Origin of the sequence: Novilysobacter selenitireducens (genome assembly GCF_020026895.1) — a bacterium.
Classification (GTDB): Bacteria; Pseudomonadota; Gammaproteobacteria; order Xanthomonadales; family Xanthomonadaceae; genus Lysobacter_C; species Lysobacter_C selenitireducens.
Genome location: NZ_JAINZW010000001.1, coordinates 378,128 through 395,161 on the forward strand (window position 1 = coordinate 378,128; position 17,034 = coordinate 395,161).

Consider the following 17,034-nt stretch of genomic DNA (forward strand, 5'->3'; position numbering starts at 1 on the left):
TCATTCCGTCGCGCCGACCCAGTACGGGTTCGGCTCGCCGCTGCCGGGCGGCCGCAGCGTATAGCGTTTGTAGGTCCACTGGTATTGCGCCGGATCGCGTCGCGCGATGCGCTCGACCGTCGCGTTGAGCGCGTGCACGGCGACCGTCGGATCGGCGTCGGCGATCGCATCCGGCGCGGCCTCGATGTGCAGGTCGAACACCGGCGGCCGGCCGGGGTGCGACTCCACGCGTTCGCACCAGGCCATCAGCACGGTGGCGCCGGTGCGTGCGCCGAGTCGCCCCAGCAGGGTCATGGTGAGCGCCTGCACGCCGAAGAACGGCGCGAATTCGCCGTCGCCGACCTTGGGCTGCTGGTCGGGCAGGATGCCGACCACGCCGCCTGCGCCCAGCCACTTGAACAGCTGCCGCACGGCCGGGCCTTCGGCGCGGATCTGCGTGACCCGGTCGCGATCGGCCCGCACGGATTGCAGGAAGGCCTCGCCGATCGCCGATTCCGGCGCGCGGTAGAGGATCGCCAGCGGCGTGCGCGTGGCCAGCCACTGGTTGAGCAGCTCCCAGTTGCCGTGGTGCGGCGCGGCGATGATCACGCCGTGGCCGGCCGCGATCGCCGAGTCCAGCAGTGACGCGCCGTGGACGTCGCGGATCAACGCGAGGTTCTCGGCGTGCGGCCTCGTCCACAGGCGCACGGTTTCCAGCACTTGCCGCGCGGTGGTGCGCAGGATCGCGGCGTGAAGCGCCTCGCGCTCGGCCGGGGTCTCGGACGGAAAGGCGAGTTCGAGGTTGCGGCGCGCGACGCGGCTCTCGCGCACGTCGCGCCACCGCCAGAATGCGGCCAGCCCGTCGCCCAGCCGCATCAGCCAGGGCCAGGGCAGGCGGCCCACGAGCGTGGCCAGCAGGTGCAGGAGGCGGGCGAGCAGGTTGGTCATGCGCGGCAGTGTAGCGAGGGTGTCGGTGGCGCCACGCCCGTCGCGGCGGTCGCGCGCTCACCCACCGCTTGCGGACTTCGGGGTGACACCACCGCAGGCTGCCGCGATCATCGTGGGCGTCCCAACAGGCTGCACCCCATGCTCGCCCTCATCCAGCGTGTCTCCCACGCCCGCGTCGCCGTCGATGGTGAAACCGTGGGCGAGATCGGCCCTGGGCTGCTTGCGCTGGTCGGCGTCGAGCCAGGCGACGGCGACGCCCAGGTCGCGCGCATGTGCGACCGGCTGCTGGGCTATCGCGTGTTCGCCGACGCCCGGGGGCGGATGAACCTGGGGCTGGCCGACACCGGCGGCGGGCTGCTGCTGGTCAGCCAGTTCACGCTGGCAGCCGACACCGGCAGCGGGATGCGCCCGGGCTTCAGCACCGCGGCACCGCCGGACGCGGCTGAACCGGTGTTCAACCGGCTGGTGGCCGCCTGCAGGGCGCGCAATGCAGGGGTGGAAACCGGGCGTTTCGGGGCCCATATGGAGGTCAGCCTGGTCAACGACGGCCCCGTGACCTTCCTGCTGCGGGCCTGACCTGCCTGCGGAATGGCTCCGGCCAGGGCCCGAAAAAGCCCGTCAGTGCGTCGTTTCCAGGCCGTTTCGTCCCCGCCCCGACCCCGGTGCGGCGGGCCAATCCCCGTGCCCGCTGGTATAATGCACGGTTCTCTAGCCCCAACCCCGGTGCCCAAGTTTATGGCCAACGAACGTCAGGCCCCCCAGTCCGATATCAAGCAGCTGATCAGCAAGGGCCTGGAACAGGGCTACCTGACCTACGCCGAAGTCAACGACCACCTGCCCGACGACATCGTCGACCCGGAGCAGATCGAAGACATCATCGGCATGATCAACGGCATGGGCATCGAGGTGCACGAAGTTGCGCCCGACGCCGAGACTCTGCTGATCACCGGTGACAGCACCGGCAACCGCGATGTCGACGACACCGCCGCCGAGGAAGCCGCCGCCGCGCTGACCGGCCTGGACGCCGAGGGCGGCCGCACCACCGACCCGGTGCGCATGTACATGCGCGAGATGGGTACGGTCGAGCTGCTGACCCGCGAGGGCGAGATCGCCATCGCCAAGCGCATCGAGGAGGGCCTGAACCAGGTCCAGGCCTCGCTGGCGCTGTTCCCCGACACCATCCGCTCGGTGGTCGAGGACTACGAACTGGTCGCCGCCGGCAAGAAGCGCCTGGCCGAGCTGGTCGTGGGCTTCCTCGACCTGCTCGAGGACCCGACCGTGCCCGCCGCCTCCGGCGTCGACAGCCCGGCCGCCGCGGCCAAGGAAGAGGAAGCCGAGACCGAGGACGACGACTCCGATGACGGCGATGACGACGACAGCAGCGCCGACGAGGGCCCGACCGGCCCGGATCCGGCCGAGGTCGCCGCGCGCTTCGAGGCGCTGACCGCGCTGTACGCCAAGTTCGAGAAGGCGCACGCCAAGCACGGCCCCGGCCACAAGTCGGTGGTCAAGTTGCGCGAGGAGATGGCCGAGATCTTCGTCACCTTCAAGCTGCCGCTGCCGCTGACGGACGTGCTGGTGCGCAACATGCGCGAGACCGTCGCCTCGCTGAAGCAGCACGAGCGCCGGATCCTCGAGCTGGCCACCCGCGTTGCCAAGATGCCGCGCAAGGACTTCATCCGCTCCTGGGACGGCAACCAGACCAATGTCGAGTGGGTCGACGAGCTGCTCAAGCGCAAGCAGAAGTGGTCCTCGGGCCTGCGCGACGTGCGCGAGCAGATCATCTCCGAGCAGGAGGCCACCATCGCCGAGGAAACGGCGATGCGCATCACCTTGGCCGACCTCAAGGAAATCAGCCGCACCATGGCTTACGGCGAGGCCAAGGCCCGCAAGGCCAAGAAGGAAATGGTCGAGGCCAACCTGCGCCTGGTGATCTCCATCGCCAAGAAGTACACCAACCGCGGCCTGCAGTTCCTGGACCTGATCCAGGAGGGCAACATCGGCCTGATGAAGGCGGTCGACAAGTTCGAGTACCGCCGCGGTTACAAGTTCTCGACGTACGCGACCTGGTGGATCCGCCAGGCGATCACCCGTTCGATCGCCGACCAGGCGCGCACCATCCGCATCCCGGTGCACATGATCGAGACGATCAACAAGCTCAACCGCATCTCCCGCCAGATGCTCCAGCAGTACGGCCGCGAGGCCACGCCGGAAGAACTGGCCAAGGAAATGGACATGCCCGAGGACAAGATCCGCAAGGTCATGAAGATCGCCAAGGAGCCGATCTCCATGGAGACGCCGATCGGCGACGACGAGGACAGCCACCTGGGCGACTTCATCGAGGACACCAACGTCATGTCCCCGGTCGATGCCACCACCGACATCAACCTCACCGAGACGGTGCGCGACGTGTTGGCCGGCCTGACCCCGCGCGAGGCCAAGGTCCTGCGCATGCGCTTCGGCATCGACATGAACACCGACCACACCCTCGAGGAAGTCGGCAAGCAGTTCGACGTCACCCGCGAGCGGATCCGCCAGATAGAGGCCAAGGCGCTGCGAAAGCTGCGCCACCCGAGCCGCTCCGAGCAGCTGCGCAGCTTCCTCGATATCGAGTAAGTAGGCCTGCAGCCGACGATCGCGATCGCCACGTTTGAAAGCCCCGCTCCGGCGGGGCTTTTTCTTTGGGCCGGTGGAAGTCCCGTTCGTTCCCGCCTCGTCGGTCGCATCGGCCGGCACGCCGGTACAATCCCGCCACCCGCGGGCCTATAGCTCAATGGTTAGAGCAGAGGACTCATAATCCTTTGGTTCCAGGTTCGAGTCCTGGTGGGCCCAGATCCAACATCGGGTAAAGATTGCCGGCAGGCGGCCGATAGGGGGTGCATACGACCGCCCGCAGGAGTCGCCCCCCGTGAACCCGAAGTCCGCCGCCAGCGAGGAGATGCCGCACCACGACGTGCGTCCGGTGGATGCGCTGGTGATGGACCTGCTGGATGCGCGCAACGTAGACGCAATGGCCGAGGCGGTCATCCGCGGGCTGGACGGCACGGGCGACTACCGGCTGGTGTGTTCGTCGGACTGGCCGCGCGAGGCGACCTGCCACCCGGCGCTCAGCGAGCGCGATGATCCGGACGCACCTCTGGAGGCCGCCGAGTCGGTGCTGGCCGCGGTGCGCGCCGGGGCATCGCCCGCATGCGGCGGACGGGTGCTGTGCGACGACGGCGGCGCGGTGGCGGTGCTGCTGCCATGCACGCCCTCGCAGGCCGCGCGGCGGCCGCTGGCCTCGCCGCGGTGCGAACCCATGCTCGAGGCCGCCGGCAAGCGCCTGGCCGAACTGCTGACCGCGCGCCGGCTGCGCAGTTCGGTGCGCCAGCTGGCGCAGTCCGAGCGGCTGCAGCACGCGCTGTTCGCCATTGCCGACATGGCCGGTTCCGACCACGACATGCCGACGATGCTGCGCGGCCTGCACGAGATCGTCGGCGGGCTGATGTACGCGGAGAACTTCTACATCGCGATGTTCGACGAGGACAGCGACAGCCTGCGCTTCCTGTACTTCGTCGACACCGTCGATGCCGACGGCCCGGACCTGGACACTCCGATGCCGATGGCCGAACTGATGTACGGCCGCACGTGGTACCTCATCCGCGACGCCAAGCCGCTGATGGGTTCCACCGCGCAGCTGCGTCGGCAGGTGTCCGGGCCGCTGCACCAGCACGGCGCAGCCGACCTGGACTGGTTGGGCGTGCCGATGATGCGCCACGGCCAGGTGCGCGGCGCCGTGGTCGTGCAGAGCTACGTCAGCGAAGGCTGCTACAGCGACGCCGACCGCGCGCTGCTGGGCTTCGTCGCCGACCACATCCTCACCGCGCTGGAGCGCAAGCGCGACCAGGAAGAGCTCGAGCGCCGCGTCGCCGAGCGCACGCGCCAGCTGGCCGAGGCCAACCGCGGCCTGCAGGAGCAGGTGCGCGAGCGCGAGCGTTCCGAGCAGGTCCAGACCAGCCTGTACCGCATCGCCGCGCTGGCCAACGTCGATGACGAGGCCGAGCGCTTCTACCGCCACATCCACCTCGCCGTCGGCGAACTGATCAATGCACAGAACTTCTTCATCGCGCTGCTCAGCGAGGACGGGCAGTGCCTGGAATTCCCGTACTTCGTCGACGACAAGGACAGCGCGCGGCCACCGCGACCGCTGGGGCGGGGCCTGAGCGAGTACGTGATCCGCACCGGCAAGCCTGTCCTGCTCGACAGCGAGCGGGCGCGGAAGCTGATCGACGCCGGCGAGATCGAAGCCACGCCCGGCGTCGGCACGATCTCGCTGTACTGGCTGGGCGTGCCGCTGCTGGACAGCGAGCGCGTCATCGGCGTGATCGCGGTGCAGAGCTACAGCGAGGACCTCGCCTACGACGAGCGCGACGCCGAGCTGTTGCAGTTCGTGTCCTACCAGATCGCCAACTCGCTGCAGCGCCGCAACAGCGCCGAGGCGCTGCGCCGGCTCAACGCGGAGCTCGAACAGCGCGTGCAGGACCGCACCCGCGAGTTGCGCGAACAGATCGCCGTCCGCGAGCAGGTCGAGGCCCAGCTCAAGCACCAGGTGATGCACGACCCGCTGACCGGGTTGCCCAACCGCCTGTACCTTCGCGACCGGCTGGAACGCGCGATCGCCGGCCTGCGCCGCAACCCGGATCGCCGCTACGCGCTGCTGTACCTGGACGTGGACCGCTTCAAGCTGTTCAACGACAGCCTCGGCCACCTGGCCGGCGACGAGGTGTTGCGCGAGGTGTCCGCGCGCCTGGGCCAGTGCATCCGCGAGCCGGACGTGGTGGCGCGCCTGTCGGGCGACGAGTTCGCCGTGCTGCTGGAGGACGTGCCGGTGCCGAAGGTCGCCTGCAAGGTGGCCCAGCGCATCCAGGACGCGCTGTCCAGGCCGATGCACATCGCCGGACGCGAGCTGCAGACCTCGGCCAGCATCGGCATTGCCATCGGCGATGCGCGCTATGCCAGCACCGACGAGTTGCTGCACGACGCGGACGTGGCCCTGTACCGGGCCAAGAGCGCCGGCCGCCAGCGCTTCGTGCTGTTCGACGACAGCCTGCAGCAGCAGGCACTGGACGTGCTGGGCGTGGAACACGAGTTGCGCAATGCGCTGGCGCGGCACGAGTTCGAGCCGTATTTCCAGCCGCTGGTCGGGCTCGACGACGGTGCGGTGATCGGCTACGAGGCGCTCGTGCGCTGGCGGCATCCGACACGTGGCGTGCTGGCCCCGGGCGAGTTCCTGCCGGTGGCGGAGGACAGCGGCCTGCTGGAAGCCATCGACTGGTCGATGTACCGCATGGCCTGCCGGGCCGGCGCTGCGCTGGTGGGCGAGGGCCAGTTCATGACGCTCAACATCTCGCCGCGGCATTTCCAGGACCCGGAGTTCGACGTGCACCTGCTGGCGCTCGCGCGCGAGGCCGGCTTCGAGCCGGCGCGCCTGCGCATCGAGGTCACCGAGAGCACGCTGCTGGGCGACCCCGATGCCGTCGCCGCGATCCTGGAGCGCCTGCGCGAGGCGCACGTCGACGCGGCGCTGGACGATTTCGGCACCGGCTACTCGTCGCTGGGCTATGTGCAGCGCTTCCCGCTGAAGATGATCAAGATCGACCGCTCGTTCGTGGCACCGTTGGGCGACGGCATGTCGCAGCGCAGCTCGGCGATCGTCGCGGCGATCCTCGCGCTGGCGCAGTCGCTGGGGCTGGACGTGGTCGCCGAAGGGATCGAGACGGACGTGCAGCGGCGCGCGCTGCAGCAGATGGGCTGCGTGCACGGCCAGGGCTTCCTGTTCGGCCGGCCCGAACCCGCCTCGCACTGGCGCCACTGACGCGCTGGCCGCTACCGCCGCCCGCGGCGACAATGGCGGCATGACCGAACCTACCGACCTGCTCGAGACCGTCGAGCACGAGACCGCCGCCTCGCCGACCCACACCGTGCTGTGGCTGCACGGGCTGGGCGCGGACGGCAACGATTTCGCCCCGATCGTCCCGCAGCTGGTGCGCCCGCAATGGCCGGCGCTGCGGTTCGTGTTCCCGCATGCGCCCACGCGCGCGGTGACGATCAACAACGGCATGCGCATGCGCGCGTGGTACGACATCCTCGACATGAACCTCGCGCAGCGTGCCGACGAGGCCGGCGTGGACGCCTCGGTAGCGCAGGTCGAGGCCCTGATCGACCGCGAGGCCGCGCGCGGCGTGCCGGCCTCCAACATCGTGCTGGCCGGGTTCTCGCAGGGTGGCGCGATCGCGCTGGCCACCGCCGTGCGCCGCCGCGAGCCGCTGGCGGGCGTGGTCGCGCTGTCGACCTACCTGCCGATGCCGGGCCGGCTGGCCCGCGAGCGGACCGATGCGGCGGCGTCGCAGCCGGTATTCATGGCGCACGGCCAGTTCGACCCGGTGGTGCCGCATGCCGGCGGCCAGGCCAGCGCGGCGCTGCTGCGCGACTGGGGGTTCAAGGTCGACTGGCACGACTACCCGATGGCCCACCAGGTCTGCGGCGAGGAGATCGACGCGCTGGCCGCGTGGCTCGGGTCGCGCCTGGGCTGACGGATCGCGACGGATCGCCTTTGGCCGCAACGTAGCGCTACTATCGTGGCGTGCAAGGCCATCCGGGGAGGGAAGGCGCCATGTCACAGCACCGCAAAGACGGCCGCATCGCCGGCCACGGCAGCGCATCGTGGGCGCGGCGATGAGGGTCGTCATCGCCGACGACGAGCCGCTGGCACGCGAGCGCCTGCGCACCCTGCTGGCCGGGCAGCCCGGCATCGAGATCGTGGCCGAAGCCGTCGACGGTCACGACGCCCTGCACGCCTGCGCCGAACACGACCCCGACCTGGTGCTGCTGGACATCGCCATGCCCGGCATCGACGGCCTGGAGGCGGCGCGCCACCTGGCGGCGTTCGAGCCGCGCCCGGCGGTGGTGTTCTGCACGGCCTATGACGCGCATGCGCTGTCGGCGTTCGAGGCCGAGGCGATCGACTACCTCGTCAAGCCGGTGCGCCCGGAGCGCCTGGCCGCGGCGCTGGAGCGCGTGCGCACCTTCGCCGCCGGCCGCGAGCGCAACGGCCATGGTGGAGGTGCCGAACTGCGCACCCACCTGTGCGCGCGCCTGCGCGGCAGCCTGCGGCTGATCCCGATCGACGAGGTGCATTACCTGCAGGCCGAGGAGAAGTACGTCGTCGTGCACCACGCCCGCGGCGAGGACCTGATCGAGGAATCGCTGAAGTCGCTGGAGGAGGAGTTCGGCGAGCGCTTCGTGCGCATCCACCGCAATTGCCTGGTCGCCCGGCACGAGATCGTCGAGCTGCGCCGTGCCCCGGACGGCCACGTCCAGGCGGTGCTGCGCCACGGCAAGCAGCCGCTGGAAGTCAGCCGCCGCTGCGTGTCGGGCCTGCGCGAAACCCTGAAGCACCTGTAGGAGCGGCTTCAGCCGCGATCCGACTCCTGTAGGAGCGACGTAAGTCGCGACCCGCGCAACCCGACGAAGAACGGATCGCGACTTACGTCGCTCCTACATGGACTCGGTGATCCGGCGATCCGTTACCGCAATCGCGGCTGAAGCCGCTCCTACAAGGGCGGTATGCGAGATCGGCAAGCGCGGCCTCAGCCGCCCGCGCGATAATGCTCGGATGCAGACCCTCCGCATCGCCACCCGCAAGAGCCCGCTCGCCCTCTGGCAGAGCGAACACGTCGCCGACCGCCTGCGCGCCGCGCACCCCGGGCTGGAGGTCACGCTGGTCCCGCTGTCCACCCGCGGCGACGAGATCCTCGACCGCTCGCTGGCGGCGATCGGCGGCAAAGGGCTGTTCTTGAAGGAGCTGGAGATCGCGATGCTGCGCGGCGAGGCCGACTGCGCGGTGCACTCGCTCAAGGACGTGCCGATGGAGCTGGAGCCCGGCTTCGCGATGCCGGCGATCCTGCAGCGCGCCGACCACGCCGATGCCTTCGTCAGCAACGCCTTCGACGGCATCGACGCACTGCCCGAGCGTGCGTGTGTGGGCACGTCGTCGCTGCGTCGGCAGGCGCAGTTGCGCGCGCTGCGGCCGGACCTGGTGCTGCGCGACCTGCGCGGCAACGTCAACACGCGACTGGCGCGGCTGGATGCCGGCGAGTACGACGCCATCGTGCTGGCCTGCGCGGGGCTCGAGCGGCTCGGCCTGGCGCCGCGGATCCGCGCGCGGCTGGATGCGCCGCAGTGGCTGCCGGCACCGGCGCAGGGGGCGATCGCGATCGAATGCCGCGACGATGCGCCTGCCGTCCATGCGCTGTGCGCCGCGCTCGACCACGCCGCCACGCGCACCTGCGTGGAGGCCGAGCGGGCGATGAACCGCGCGCTGCACGGCAGCTGCCACGTGCCGGTGGCGGCGTTCGCACACCGGCAGGACGAAGGCACGCTGCACCTGGTCGGCCAGGTCGGTTCGGCCGAAGACGGACGCCGCGTGCGCGCCGAGCGGGTGGGTCCGGCCGACGCGCCCGATGCGCTGGGGCAGGCCGTCGCCACGCGCCTGCTGGAGCAGGGCGCCGGCGCGTTCATCGCCCCGCACGCCTGAGGCCGCGTCGCGGCTAGAAGCGGCGGCGCAGTCCCATCCAGCTTTCGGCGGTCTCGATGCCGCTGGCGCCGTACTCGCGGTGGCGGATCACGTGGTCGGCTTCCAGCGTCCACTGCGGGGACAGCATCACGTCCACGCCCAGCGAGTGCTTGATGAACATGTCGCCCTGGCCGGTTTCCCACTGCACGCGCTGGTCCAGCACGGTGCGCTCGCCCAGGCGCTGGCCGAGGTTGAGTTCGCCACGGAAGACCGCGCCCGGGCGGCCGATGCCGTCGTCGTGCAGCGGCATCATCCGGTAGCCCGCACCTACCTGCACCGACATGCGGGTGTCGGGCGTCTGCAGCGCCTGCACGCCGACCCGGGTGCCTAGTCGGAAGTCGTTTGAATAACTGGCGTGGCTCTGGCGCACCGCCACCGGCGCGCTCAGGCCGATGTATCGCCGGCTGCCCGGCAGGTCGATCGCACGCTTGCGCGCAGGGCCCGTGCGTGGCTTCGCCGGCGGTGGCGACAGCGCAAGGCGCCACTCGGCATCCCCGCATCGCGTGGAAAAGCAGTGCAGCCGCATCCGCGCCGGGTCGGTGGCCACCGACATCAGCACGGGGTCGGCAATCACGGGGTCGCCGTGCGCCAGGGGCGGCAATGTCACGAACGGGCTGCCGAGCAGGGCCAGCCCCAGGGCGGCAAGCATCGCGCGGTCGGGGTGCGGGAAGACCGCGCCAGTATGCCAAGAAAACGGTTACATGCCCAATGGGCGGGCTTTCTGGCCCGTCCGGATCAGTAGTACAGGGTGACCAGGTGGCGGGCCTGCGCGAAGAACAGCCAGCGCTCGACCACCGCGCCCGCCAGCGCGCTCATCGCGGCGGCGGCGAGCACCACCGGCGCCGCCGCGGGCAGCACGAGGGCGACCAGCCCCATCGCCAGCGGCAGGACGCCGAACAGCCACGTCGCGACCTGCCTCAACCGGGCGCCGTGGCGACGCGCCACCACGTAGCCCATTTCGCGCGTCAGGTAGTTGGCCTGGGTGTGCGGGCGTTCGAACACGCTGGCCGACCGGCCCGGCAGGCCGATGGCGTCGCCGCGGGTCTGCGCCAACGGCGAGGCATCGATTGCGCGCCAGTACGTCCGTTTCAGCGCCATGGCAGCGACGGCGGCCAGCGCGACCAGCGCCGCGGTGGCTCGGACGCCGGCCGGCGGCAGTGCCCCGGCGATGGCCACGCCGCCGGCGCCCAGCGCCGCGCCGGTCAGCAGCGCGAACACCAGGTAGCCCGGCACGACCAGCCGATGACGCCACGCCGGGACCGGCGGCAGCGAGGCATAGATCATCGCCGTGCAGATGACGGTGAGCACCGCCCCGGCGATGGCCAGCACGGCCGCGACGGCGCCCGGCATGCCAAGGGCGATCCGGCCCGCGCCGGTGCCGTCCAGTGCGCCCGGCAGCAGCGCCACGCCCAGCCCAATGGCGGGCAGGTAGGTGAGCAGCGCCGCCAGCCCCTCGCGCGACAGCCACGACGTCCGCCACTGCGACACCGCCCGCCACGCGCGCAGCGGTTTGCCCAGGTGGCCGAGCGAGCTCAACAGGCCCACCGTCACCAGCGCGAGCGCCAGCAGCAGCAGCACGACCAGCACGCGCGCGGAGGCATCGCCCTGCAGCGCGAGCGCCGCCACCATCGCCAGCAGGCCGTAGCCGGCGCCCGACAGGGTGGTGAAGAAGATGACGGAGAAGGCGGGATGCATGGGTGGTGTTAGGGGCTAGGGGCTGGGGGCTGGGGAAGGCGAAAGTGCGACGTCGGCGGACAGCTGCGCAGCGGACCGGATGTCGCCGGCCGAAGCGGGTCCCTGTCTTCAGCTGCCAAGTCCCTCACCGCGACAGCACCCGGTCCAGCCAGCGCAGCACGGGCGGCAGCGCGGCGGTGTCGAGCGGCTCCTGCGCCGGTGCTTCCTGTGACGGGGCGGGCCCGGCGCGGCGCGGGCGCGGCGGCAGGTAGCGGTTGACCGGCGCGTAGCCCAGCTCCGGCATCAGCGCCACGCCGCCGCGTTCGGCCACCAGTTTCGACACCTTCGATTCCGGGTTGCCGAGGTCGCCGAAGTGCCGCGCGCGCGTCGGGCAGGCCTGCACGCACGCCGGCTGGCGCTCGGCCTCCGGCAGGTTCTCGTTGTAGATGCGGTCCACGCACAGGGTGCATTTCTTCATCACCCCCTCGACCGCGCCGTACTCGCGCGCGCCGTAGGGGCAGGCCCAGCTGCACAGCTTGCAGCCGATGCACTTGTCCTCGTCCACCAGCACGATGCCGTCCTCGGCGCGCTTGTAGCTGGCGCCGGTCGGGCACACGGTGACGCAGGCCGGCGTCTCGCAGTGCAGGCACGAGCGCGGGAAGTGCAGGGTCATCGCCGGCTGGGCCCCGTCGGCCGATGGAGCCGCACTGCAGCCGCCCGCGGCGGGTGGCGGTGCATCCGTCGCCTCCAGCTCATAGCTGTGCACCCGGTTGAACCACACCCCCGACGGCTCGGCCCCGTAGGGCTGCTCGTCGGTGAGCGGGCCGGCGATGCCGCCGGCATTCCATTCCTTGCAGCTGACCGCGCAGGCGTGGCAGCCCACGCAGGTGTCCAGGTCGATGACCAGGCCCAGCTTCTTCTTGGTTGGCGGCGGCAGGTCGGTCATGGGCTCAGAACGGGAAGAACTTCGGGATCAGCACCGTGGCCATCATCCAGAAAATGATGTTCAGCGGCAGGCCGATCTTCGGGAAGTCGGCGAACCGGTAGCCACCGGCGGCGTACACCATGGCATTGGTCTGGTAGCCCACGGGGGTGGCGAAGCTGGTGGACGCGGCGAATGCCACCGCCACCAGGAAAGGTTTGGCATCCACGCCGAGCGACTCGGCCGCGGCAATCGCCACCGGCACCACCAGCACGGCCGCGGCATTGTTGCTCATCACCTCCGTCAGCACCGCGGTCAGCAGGTAGATCGCCGACAGCGTGACGCCGGGGCCGAACTGGCTGAGCAGCACGATGGCGTTCTGCGCGACCCAGTCGGCGCCGCCGCTGCGCTCCAGCGCGATGCCCAGCGGCAGCACGCCCGCCAGCAGCATCACCACGCGCCAGTCGACCGCCTCGTAGGCCTCGTCCGGCTCCAGGCAACGCAGCACCACCAGCGCCACGCAGCCCAGGATCGCCGCGGCCACGATCGGCAGCCAGCCGCTGCCGGCGGCCACGATCACCGCCGCCAGCACCGCCGCGGAGATCAACGCGCGGCGCACGTCCACGCGCTGCTGCGCGCGCTCGCCCAGCACCACCACGCCCGGGTTCTGGCGCAGTGCGGCCAGCGTGGACTCGTTGGCGTCCACCACCATGATGTCGCCCAGCGCCAGCGGAATCTGGTCCACCGGCCGCCGCAGCACCGCGCGCTGGCGCTGCAGGCCGTGCACGCGCACGCGGTAGGTGTGGCCGAAGCGCAGCTCCGCCAGCGTGTGGCCGATCAGGGGCGAGCCGGGCGCGACCATCACCTCGGCGTGCAGCCGCTCTTCTTCGCCGCCGGCCGGGTCCAGTTCCGGTGCGACGCGGTCGTAATCGAGCTTGTGGCGCCGGCGCAGCGCCTCGACCTGCGCCCACTCGCCGTGCAGCAGCAGGCGGTCGCCGGCGCGCAGGGTGGTGAGGGAGGCCGGCGTGGTCTTGCCGCCGCGGCGGATCACGTCGACCAGCTCCAGCGGCGCCGCACGACGGGCAGGCAGCACGGTGGAAGCCGCGGGTGCGTTGTCCAGCGAGTCGGAACCGGGCCGTTCGGCGTCGGCCTCCTTGTCTTCAGCGTCGCCGCTATCGGCCTCAGGCGACGCCGGCGCCAGCAGCTCGCCGGCCTTGCGTTCGATCGCCGGCGACTTGTCCGGCACCAGCAGTTCGACCATGAAGCGGCCGCCGTGGCCTTCGCGGTCGGACTGGACCACGCCCAGGTCCGGCAGCAGGAAACGCCGCGCAACCATCAGGTACACCAGTCCCACGGCCACGAAGAAGATGCCCAGTGGCGCGAACTCGAACAGGCCGAAGCCCTCGCGCCCGGTCTGCTGCGCCAGCGAGTTCACCAGCAGGTTGGTCGACGTGCCGATCAGCGTGCACACGCCGCCGAACTGCGCGGCGAATGACAGCGGGATCAGGAATTTCGACGCCGGCTGGCGGTTGGCCGCGGTGGCCGCCATCACCAGCGGGATGAACACCGCCACGGCCGCGGTGTTGTTGATGAAGCCCGACACCGCCGCGATGGTGCCCATCATGACGAGGGCGAACAGCCAGCCCGAGCGTATCCGCGCGAGCATCTCGGCGAGGCCCTGCAGCGCGCCGCTGCGCTGCAGCCCGGCGCTGAGCACGAACATTGCCGCGACCGTGATCGTCGCCTGGCTGGAAAAGCCCGACAGCGCTTCGCCCGGCGTCACCAGGCCGAGCACCAGCAGGCTGGCCAGCACCAGCAGCGCGACCACGTCGACCGGCAGTTTCTCGGTGACGAACAGATAGACCGCACCGGCCAGCACCGCCAGCGTCAGCCACAGTTCCATGCCCATCACCAGCGTCCCATCGGCATGTCGCGCATCATCCGTGTGCCTTCGTGCGCATCGCCGCGCCGTAGCGCAACGGCGCGTCATCGGCCTGGCCCAGCTCAAGCGGCTGGAACCGCGGCTCGGCTTCGTCGACGGCCTCGGCGCGCTCGATGCGCACGCGCAGGTCGAACCACGCCGCCTGCCCGGTCACCGGGTCGGCATTGGCGTAATCGCCACGCGGGGTGATGTCGGAAATCAGGTGGTTGAGCAGGAAGCCCTTGCGGCCTTCCGGCGCGTCCTTGCCCAGGCGCCACGCACCCTTGCGCTTGCCGATGGCATTCCACGTCCAGACCGTGTCGGGCTGCACGTTGGCCGCAAGCTTGGCCTGCACGGTGATGCGGCCGACGTGCGAGGTCACGGTGATCCAGTCCTCGTCGCCGATGCCGTGGCGCGCGGCGGTATCCGGGTGCAGGTACAGCCAGTTGCGCGTCGCGATCTGCCGCAGCCACGCGTTCTGGCTGCCCCACGCGTGGTACATGAACATCGGGCGCTGGGTGACGGCGCTGAGGGGGAATCGCGTTGCGGGTTCCTCGACCTGTGCGCCTTCGAACGGCTCGTACCACATCGGCAGCGGGTCGAAATACGTCGCCACGCGCTCGCGGTGTTCGGGCGGCGGCACGTGCGCACCAAAGCCCTGGCCGGCGAGCCGGAATTTCTGCAGCGTCTCCGAATACACCTGCAGCACGATCGGGTCGGCGTGGCCGAGGAAGCCCATCGCCTGCGCCCAGTCGAGGTAGCCGCGGTTGGCCATCTTGAAATAACGCGCGTGCTCGGGGATCTCGCTGCGCCAGAAGCCGCCATGGTCGATGTAGCGCTGGAGTTGGTCGGGGTTGGGTGCGCCCTTGGCCTCGGCGGTGCCGTCGGCGCCGCGCCAGCCGGCCAGCAGGCCGACGCCGGGCGCGCGCTCGTGGCGCACGATGTAGTCGGCGTAGTCGCGGTACCTGGCCGAACCGTCCTCGTTGACCATGTTCGGCAGGCCCAGGCGCGCGCCCAGTTCCAGCAGCACCGACTGGAACCCGCGCACGTCCCGCGGCTTGCCGCCCGCGCCCTGCGTGGCCGGGTCCAGCACCGGGTGGCGGATCGCGTCGCTGGCGCCGTCGGCGTCGGAGATCGGCCGGTCCAGCATGCTGATCGCGTCGAACCGCTCCAGGTACGTCGTGTCGGGCAGTACCAGGTCCGCGTACGCCACGGTCTCGGAGGCGTAGGCGTCGGAATAGATGATCCGCGGGATGCGGTACTCGCCGGATTCGTCCTTGTCGGTCAGCCAGGCGATCGTCTGCGCGGTGTTCATCGACGAGTTCCAGCCCATGTTCGCCATGAACATCAGCAGCGTGTCGATGCGGTACGGGTCGCCCGCCCAGGCGTTGCGGATGACGGTGTGCATCATCCCGTGCGCGCTCAGCGGGTAGCCCCAGCTGAAGGCGTGGTCGATGCGGCGCGGCTGGCCGTCCGCATCCACCAGCAGGTCCTCGGGGCCGTGCACGAAGCCCAGCGGCGCGGCGTCCAGCGTGCCGTCCTCGCGTCGGGTCTTGCCGGGGCGGTTGGGCGGCGGCACCGGCTTGGGGAACGGCGGCTGGTAGCGGAACGAGCCCGGTGCGTCCACCGCGCCCAGAAGCATCTGCAGCAGGTGCAGCGCGCGGCAAGTGTGGAAGCCGTTGCTGTGCGCGCTGATGCCGCGCATGGCGTGCATCGCCACCGGCCGCCCGGTCATGGTCGCGTGCTCGCGGCCCCAGGCGTCGGTCCAGGGAATCGGCAATTCCAGCTTGCTGTCGAACGCAGCCTCGGCCAGTTCGCGCGCGATGCGGCGGATGGTGTCGGCCGGGATGCCGCAGCGCTCGCTCACCGCGTCGGGCGCGTATTGCGGGTCCAGATACCGCTCGGCCACCAGGTGGAACGCCGGCACCGCCATGCGGCCGTCGGGCAGCGTGTACTCGCCGACGACTGCGGGCGAGATATCCACGGCCTCGGCGGGGCGCGTTGCTCCCTCCCCTGCCTTCGCAGGGGGAAGAGTGGAAGCGCTGCGATCCCAGCACAGCGGCCGCCCGTCCCCATCCCGCGCAAACAACCCGTCATCCGCACCGCCCGGGTTGCGCACCACCAGCCAGTGCGCATTCGTGTAGCGCACCAGGTAGTCCAGGTCGATGCGGTCGGCCTTCAGCAATTCATGGATCAGCGCGAACGCGAACAGCCCGTCGGTGCCAGGCCGGATGCCGATCCACTCGTCGGCGACCGCCCCGTAACCACTGCGCACCGGGTTCACCGCGACGATCTTCGCGCCGTGTTCCTTCAGCTTGCCCAGGCCGAGCTTGATCGGGTTGGAGTCGTGGTCCTCGGCCACGCCCCATAGCATCAGGTAGCGCGCGTGCTCCCAGTCGGGCTCGCCGAACTCCCAGAAGCTGCCGCCCACCGAGTACAGCCCGCCGGCGGCCATGTTCACCGAGCAGAACCCGCCGTGCGCGGCGTAGTTGAGCGTGCCGAACTGCTGCGCCCACCAGCCGGTCAGCGCCTGGCTCTGGTCGCGGCCGGTGAAGAACGCCAGCTCGTCGGGGTTGCGTTCGCGGATCGGCGCCAGCCACGACGTCGCGATCTCCAGCGCCTCGTCCCATTCGATCTCGCGGAACTCGCCCGAGCCGCGTTCGCCCACCCGCAGCAGCGGCTTGTCCAGCCGCGCCGGCGAGTAGTGCTGCATGATCCCGGCCGAACCCTTCGCGCACAGCACGCCGCGGTTGACCGGGTGTTCGGGGTTGCCCTGGATGTAGCGGATCCGGCCGTCGCTCAGCCACACCTTGATGCCGCACCGGCAGGCGCACATGTAGCAGGTCGTGGTCTTGACCTCGTCGCCCGGCGAGGGCGAGAGGTTGAGGTCGGGCTCGCGCATCCGGTCATTGTGCCGGCAGGCCGTGACGAGGGCGAGGTTGAAACGCCCATGCGGATGCGGCAGTGGCGCCGTCG

The 17,034-nt window shown here is 70.6% G+C and carries 12 protein-coding genes and 1 tRNA gene; 7 read left to right on the forward strand and 6 right to left on the reverse strand.

Going from position 1 to position 17,034, the window contains the following annotated elements; all coding sequences use genetic code 11:
* Nucleotides 1–927: a lauroyl acyltransferase gene (locus K6753_RS01670; RefSeq protein WP_223674444.1), complete on the reverse strand. Its 927-nt coding sequence runs from the start codon at nt 925–927 to the stop codon at nt 1–3.
* 138 nt (nt 928–1,065) lie between these two features.
* Between K6753_RS01670 and dtd the strand changes: the two genes are divergently transcribed.
* The 7 genes from dtd to hemC all read left to right on the forward strand — a co-directional run bounded on the left by dtd (nt 1,066) and on the right by hemC (nt 9,502).
* Nucleotides 1,066–1,503: a D-aminoacyl-tRNA deacylase gene (gene dtd / locus K6753_RS01675; RefSeq protein WP_223674445.1), complete on the forward strand. Its 438-nt coding sequence runs from the start codon at nt 1,066–1,068 to the stop codon at nt 1,501–1,503.
* Nucleotides 1,504–1,662: 159 nt separating this feature from the next.
* Nucleotides 1,663–3,543: an RNA polymerase sigma factor RpoD gene (rpoD, locus tag K6753_RS01680; RefSeq protein WP_223674446.1), complete on the forward strand. Its 1,881-nt coding sequence runs from the start codon at nt 1,663–1,665 to the stop codon at nt 3,541–3,543.
* A 143-nt stretch (nt 3,544–3,686) separates the two neighbouring features.
* Nucleotides 3,687–3,759, forward strand: a tRNA-Ile gene (locus tag K6753_RS01685).
* Between the two features lie 76 nt (nt 3,760–3,835).
* Nucleotides 3,836–6,781: a bifunctional diguanylate cyclase/phosphodiesterase gene (locus K6753_RS01690; protein WP_223674447.1), complete on the forward strand. Its 2,946-nt coding sequence runs from the start codon at nt 3,836–3,838 to the stop codon at nt 6,779–6,781.
* 40 nt (nt 6,782–6,821) lie between these two features.
* Complete coding sequence (locus K6753_RS01695; protein WP_223674448.1) at nt 6,822–7,499, forward strand: alpha/beta hydrolase; 678 nt, start codon at nt 6,822–6,824, stop codon at nt 7,497–7,499.
* Between the two features lie 142 nt (nt 7,500–7,641).
* On the forward strand, nt 7,642–8,370 hold the full coding sequence (locus K6753_RS01700; protein WP_223674449.1) for a LytR/AlgR family response regulator transcription factor: 729 nt from the start codon (nt 7,642–7,644) through the stop codon (nt 8,368–8,370).
* 211 nt (nt 8,371–8,581) lie between these two features.
* A complete protein-coding gene (gene hemC, locus K6753_RS01705; protein ID WP_223674450.1) occupies nt 8,582–9,502 on the forward strand; it encodes a hydroxymethylbilane synthase in 921 nt (306 codons plus the stop codon).
* A gap of 13 nt (nt 9,503–9,515) precedes the next feature.
* Here hemC and K6753_RS01710 read toward each other — a convergent pair whose 3' ends face one another.
* The 5 genes from K6753_RS01710 to K6753_RS01730 all read right to left on the reverse strand — a co-directional run bounded on the left by K6753_RS01710 (nt 9,516) and on the right by K6753_RS01730 (nt 16,960).
* On the reverse strand, nt 9,516–10,190 hold the full coding sequence (locus tag K6753_RS01710) for a DUF481 domain-containing protein (protein WP_223674451.1): 675 nt from the start codon (nt 10,188–10,190) through the stop codon (nt 9,516–9,518).
* A gap of 86 nt (nt 10,191–10,276) precedes the next feature.
* Nucleotides 10,277–11,236: a dimethyl sulfoxide reductase anchor subunit family protein gene (locus K6753_RS01715; RefSeq protein ID WP_223674452.1), complete on the reverse strand. Its 960-nt coding sequence runs from the start codon at nt 11,234–11,236 to the stop codon at nt 10,277–10,279.
* Between the two features lie 124 nt (nt 11,237–11,360).
* Complete coding sequence (locus tag K6753_RS01720; protein WP_319936637.1) at nt 11,361–12,161, reverse strand: 4Fe-4S dicluster domain-containing protein; 801 nt, start codon at nt 12,159–12,161, stop codon at nt 11,361–11,363.
* A 4-nt stretch (nt 12,162–12,165) separates the two neighbouring features.
* A complete protein-coding gene (locus K6753_RS01725) occupies nt 12,166–14,040 on the reverse strand; it encodes an SLC13 family permease (RefSeq protein WP_223674453.1) in 1,875 nt (624 codons plus the stop codon).
* A gap of 34 nt (nt 14,041–14,074) precedes the next feature.
* Complete coding sequence (locus tag K6753_RS01730) at nt 14,075–16,960, reverse strand: molybdopterin oxidoreductase family protein (protein WP_223674454.1); 2,886 nt, start codon at nt 16,958–16,960, stop codon at nt 14,075–14,077.
* Nucleotides 16,961–17,034 lie beyond the last annotated feature (74 nt).

Coding starts and splice junctions, on each gene's coding strand:
- K6753_RS01715 (WP_223674452.1), bottom strand. CDS start 11,236: ATGCATCCCGCCTTCTCCGTCATCTTCTTCACCACCCTGTCGGGCGCC.
- hemC (WP_223674450.1), top strand. CDS start 8,582: ATGCAGACCCTCCGCATCGCCACCCGCAAGAGCCCGCTCGCCCTCTGG.
- K6753_RS01730 (WP_223674454.1), bottom strand. CDS start 16,960: ATGCGCGAGCCCGACCTCAACCTCTCGCCCTCGCCGGGCGACGAGGTC.
- K6753_RS01725 (WP_223674453.1), bottom strand. CDS start 14,040: ATGGAACTGTGGCTGACGCTGGCGGTGCTGGCCGGTGCGGTCTATCTG.
- K6753_RS01720 (WP_319936637.1), bottom strand. CDS start 12,161: ATGACCGACCTGCCGCCGCCAACCAAGAAGAAGCTGGGCCTGGTCATC.
- K6753_RS01695 (WP_223674448.1), top strand. CDS start 6,822: ATGACCGAACCTACCGACCTGCTCGAGACCGTCGAGCACGAGACCGCC.
- K6753_RS01710 (WP_223674451.1), bottom strand. CDS start 10,190: ATGCTTGCCGCCCTGGGGCTGGCCCTGCTCGGCAGCCCGTTCGTGACA.
- dtd (WP_223674445.1), top strand. CDS start 1,066: ATGCTCGCCCTCATCCAGCGTGTCTCCCACGCCCGCGTCGCCGTCGAT.
- K6753_RS01700 (WP_223674449.1), top strand. CDS start 7,642: ATGAGGGTCGTCATCGCCGACGACGAGCCGCTGGCACGCGAGCGCCTG.
- K6753_RS01670 (WP_223674444.1), bottom strand. CDS start 927: ATGACCAACCTGCTCGCCCGCCTCCTGCACCTGCTGGCCACGCTCGTG.
- rpoD (WP_223674446.1), top strand. CDS start 1,663: ATGGCCAACGAACGTCAGGCCCCCCAGTCCGATATCAAGCAGCTGATC.